Source organism: Pseudomonadota bacterium, from assembly GCA_039815145.1.
Lineage (GTDB): Bacteria > Pseudomonadota > Gammaproteobacteria > Steroidobacterales > JBCBZW01 > JBCBZW01.
Genome location: JBCBZW010000241.1, coordinates 1 through 4,047, shown reverse-complemented (window position 1 = coordinate 4,047; position 4,047 = coordinate 1). Strand labels below are relative to the sequence as shown.

At 64.9% G+C, this 4,047-nt stretch carries 3 protein-coding genes; 1 reads left to right on the top strand and 2 read right to left on the bottom strand.

Translation table 11 applies throughout. The features are described 5' to 3' along the window. The first annotated feature begins 420 nt into the window (after nucleotides 1–420). Entirely contained in the window at nucleotides 421–1,062 is a 642-nt protein-coding gene (locus AAF184_25090; GenBank protein MEO0425634.1) for a DUF2799 domain-containing protein, read from the top strand. Here AAF184_25090 and AAF184_25085 read toward each other — a convergent pair. Both AAF184_25085 and AAF184_25080 read right to left on the bottom strand, forming a co-directional pair. Next, nucleotides 1,001–2,089, bottom strand: a complete 1,089-nt coding sequence (locus tag AAF184_25085) for a sterol desaturase family protein (GenBank protein ID MEO0425633.1) — start codon at nucleotides 2,087–2,089, stop codon at nucleotides 1,001–1,003. The two genes, AAF184_25090 and AAF184_25085, sit on opposite strands and share 62 nt — an antisense overlap. Before the next feature lie 47 nt (nucleotides 2,090–2,136). After that, nucleotides 2,137–4,047, bottom strand: a 1,911-nt coding sequence (locus AAF184_25080) for a class I tRNA ligase family protein (protein MEO0425632.1), incomplete at its 5' end; no start/stop codon positions are given.

Here is a 4,047-nt window from a genome sequence, read left to right as displayed (position 1 = left end):
CTTCTCGCTGGGGGTGGTCGCACCCTCCACCTCGAGCCTTGCGATGAATTCGGCGTCGTCCGGCGTTAGCCGCGCGCTGATCGGGATGGTTTTGCCTGCCACGGTGTCAGTGCCTCGGTTGCGGCCAGGCCGCGCTTCCACGAATGACTACAGATTACCTCAATTGTTTACGAATGTCTACATTTGTTGAGATGGAGTCGTTCAGGGTCTACCTACTAAGATGATTTCAGGCGTGCGCAAGTCGCACTCGGGGCGTGGGGGGTTGGTGGCTGCGGGCTTTGCGGGTGGTGGTGCGGCGGACGTGTGGTGGGCCCCAAGAGTGTGCAAAACGTGGGTTGGTGCACGCAGGCGAATCGGGCGAATCGGTAGGGTGTTCAGTGGCCTAAGCCACCGCCCGAATCCCCCCGCTCAGTTGTCGCCATGCTCCGTACGGTCCCCCTCTCGAGAATCCTGCGCGCCGGTGCGCTGGCCCTATTGGCCGGGCAACTCGCCGGCTGCGCGCATATGAACGAGGCCGAGTGTCAGCTCGCCGACTGGCGCACGATCGGCTTCGAAGACGGCGCGCGCGGTGCGGATGCCTCGCGCATCGGTAAGCATCGCGAGGTGTGCGCGCGACACGGCGTGGCCCCGGATCTCGTCGCTTACCAGAACGGTCGCGACGAAGGCCTGCGCCAGTTCTGTCGACCGGCCAACGGCTTCGATCAAGGGCAGTCCGGCGCGACCTACCGCGGCGTCTGCCCAGGGGATCTGGAGGCGGACTTCCTCGCCGCCTGGAACGCCGGCCGACAGATCTGGGAGGTGGCTGCCGCCGTGCGCGACACGGAGCAACAGCTGCAACGCCGCGAAGCGCGCCTGGCCGCACTGGCGGAGGAGTTGCAGGCCGCCGAGGCGGAGTTGGTCCGGGACGGTGTCACCGTGGACCGTCGCGCCGAGTTGCTCGCGCAGGTGAAGGCGCTGGCCGAGGAGCAGGGCAGGCTCGACAGCGAGCGCACCGAGCTACTTATCGAGCTCGATCGGCGCCAGGAACGACTGGCCTACGAGCGGGCGACGGCGGACTGGTAGGCGCTCCCTTGGCGGGCGGGTGCTTCCTCCACCCCAGGCCGTAGCGAGCCTGCTCGAGAAACGACTGCGGGAAGGTTTCCACCCCGGGGAAGCCCAAGGGGATGTCCCGTCCGTCGTGCGGCACGTAGGCCGTCTTGAAAAGGTGGTCCCAGATCGCCAGCGTGAGCCCGAAGTGCACCCCTAGCTGCCGTCCTTCGGGCAGGTTGAGGGCGTGATGCCAGATGTGCATCTGTGGATGGTTGAACACGAGCTTCATTCCCCGCGACAGCACGAACCACCCCGAGAGACCTCCGCCCAGCATGGCGAGCACGATGCCGGCCGCACCCGGAAGATCCAGGGCGGTCGCCGCACCCAATCCGAGCAATAGGCCCAGTGCCGCCCCCGTGTAGCGCGATGGAATCGAGAGATTCGAGTGGTTGTAGTACCCCACCGCGAGGGTGAAGATGTGGATGATGAAGAAGTCGTAGAGGCCGATCCCCAGTAGCGCCAGGGGCATGTACTCGAGGCTGCGGTAGACGATGTTCTCCATCCAGTGGTAGCGCATGTAGGCGGCGAAGCCCATCTCCTGCACCGAGTGGTGCACCTTGTGGAATTGCCACAGGAAGGGGGAGGCGTGCAGCAGCCGGTGAATCCACCATTGCACGAAGTCGCGCACCACGAACCCCAACAGCAGCACGCACCACAGCGGCGCCTGCGCTAGCGGATTCACACGCTGCAGGTCTACGCCGAATAACGCCCATATCCCTTCGTTGACCGCGTCCACGACCACGTTTGATGCCGCGTTGTGGATGATCAGCGAGAACAGGAAGGCGTTGAAGAAGACGTAGAAGAGGTCGAGGAAGAAGTCTCGTCGCAAGCGCTTCTGTCGCTCACGCCAGGGCCTCGCCCACTCGGCCGCGAAAAACATCGCCAGCAGGCCGAGGAGCCAGTAGACGTAGTTGTGCCAGCTCGGGTGCGTGATTTCGTGCCAGAGGTAGCCCGCGTAACCGGTGTAGCTCTGGACGATGATGTTCCAATAGTGGTCCAAGCCTCACCCTCACGTTGACCTCGGCCAACGGCGGTGGGCCGGACCGCTCAACCCACGCGCGTGATCGAGAAGCGCAGGTCCATGCCGTCGATCTGGGCGCTCAGCTGATCCGTCTCACCCGCCGTGAACGACGTCGCCAGCACTTCGCCTGCAATGTAGTCCGCGTGCTCCGTCGCCGCCGTCGCCAGATCGCCCTCGGCCGCGTACACCACCTCGATGCGATCGCTCACCTCCAGCCCCATCTCTTTGCGCGAGCGCTGGATGCGGTTGACGATCTCGCGGGCGTAGCCGCCGCGGATCAGCTCCGGCGTGAGGTTGCAGTCGAGGTCGACGGCGATGCGCGCGTTGGACACGGTGTTGGTGCCCGGCTTCGCCTGCTGCAGCACTTCGATCTCCTGCGAAGTGAAGACCTCGTCCTCCAGCGTGATCTGGCCGGCGCCCTGTAGCTCGTTGATCTGTTCGTCCGTGAGGTTACGGATCGCCTGCTGGAAGGCCTTCATGCGCTTGCCGAGGCGCTTGCCCAGAAGCTTGAAGTTCGGCTTCGCCACCCGTTCGATGTACGCCGACTCGTCGCTGTCGTAGCGCACCTCACGCACGTTCAGCTCGTCGCGCAGGTAGGACTCGAGGGCGCGCATGTCGTCCAGGAGGTGCGTGTCGCGGGTGACCACGGTGAGGCTGGCGAGCGGCGTGCGCAGACCGATCTTCATCTCCTCGCGCTTCTGGCGACCTAAGAGGATCACCTGCTGCATGCGATCGACCGCCGTCTCCAGATCCTCGCGGATGAGAGACGCGTCCGCCTTCGGGTAATCGCTCAGGTGCACGGACTCGGGGTCCGTCGCCGTACCCGCCCCGGCGAGGGTGGCCAGCTGGCTGTACAGGTACTCGGAGAGGAAGGGCGTGAACGGCGCCATCACCTTGGAAAGCTCCATCAGCGCCGTGTACAGCGTCGCGTAGGCCGCCTGCTTGTCCGCCGTGTTCTCCTCGCCCCAGTAGCGGGAGCGGTTGAGGCGGATGTACCAGTTGGTCAGGTCTTCGATGAAGTTGAAGAGCTGGGGCACCACGTTGTAGAGGCGATAGGCCTCCATCTCCTCGGCAATGCGGGCCTTCAGGGTCTGCAGGCGGGAGATGAGCCAGGCGTCGAGGACGTTGTCGCTCGGCGCGACTTCGGCGCTCGGCGACCAGCCGTCGATCTCCGCGTAGGTCTTCAGGAAGGAGAAGGCGTTGTACCAGGGCAGGAGCGCGCGACGGGTCATGTCGCGCACGCCGCTGTCCGCAAAGCGCTGCTCCTCGCCGCGCACCAGGCCCGAGTTGATCAGGTACAGGCGCAAGGCGTCCGCACCGTACTTCTCCATCAGGTCGTCCGGCGGGGTGTAGTTGCGCAGGCGCTTCGACATTTTCTTGCCGTCCTGCGCCATCACCATGCCGTTGACGATCACGTTCTGGAACGCCGGCTGATCGAAGATCGCCGCCGCCAGCACCGTGAGCGTGTAGAACCAGCCACGGGTCTGGTCCAGGCCCTCGGCGATGAACTCCGCCGGGAAGCCCTCCTTGAAGAGCTCCTCGTTCTCGAAGGGGTAGTGCAGCTGCGCGTAGGGCATCGACCCCGACTCGAACCAGCAGTCGAGGACTTCCGAGATGCGCTTGTAGGTGCCCGCCTCGCCGTCGACCGTGAAGGTCAACGGGTCGACGTGTTCGCGATGCAGGTCTGTGACCGTGACGCCCGTGGCTTCCGCCAGCTCCGCGATGGAGCCGAAGCACTTCATGCTGCCCGTCTCGTCATTGATCCAGATCGGCAGGGGCGTGCCCCACACGCGGTTGCGCGAGATCGCCCAGTCGATCGCGCCCTCCAGCCACTTGCCGAAGCGACCGTGCTTGATGTGATCCGGCACCCAACGGATCTGCTCGTTGGCGTCGATCAACTTCTGCTGGATGCTGGTGACGCTCACGAACCAAGACGG

Excerpts from the sequence above, each read along its gene's own strand:
- AAF184_25090 (MEO0425634.1), top strand. The coding sequence starts at position 421 with ATGCTCCGTACGGTCCCCCTCTCGAGAATCCTGCGCGCCGGTGCGCTG.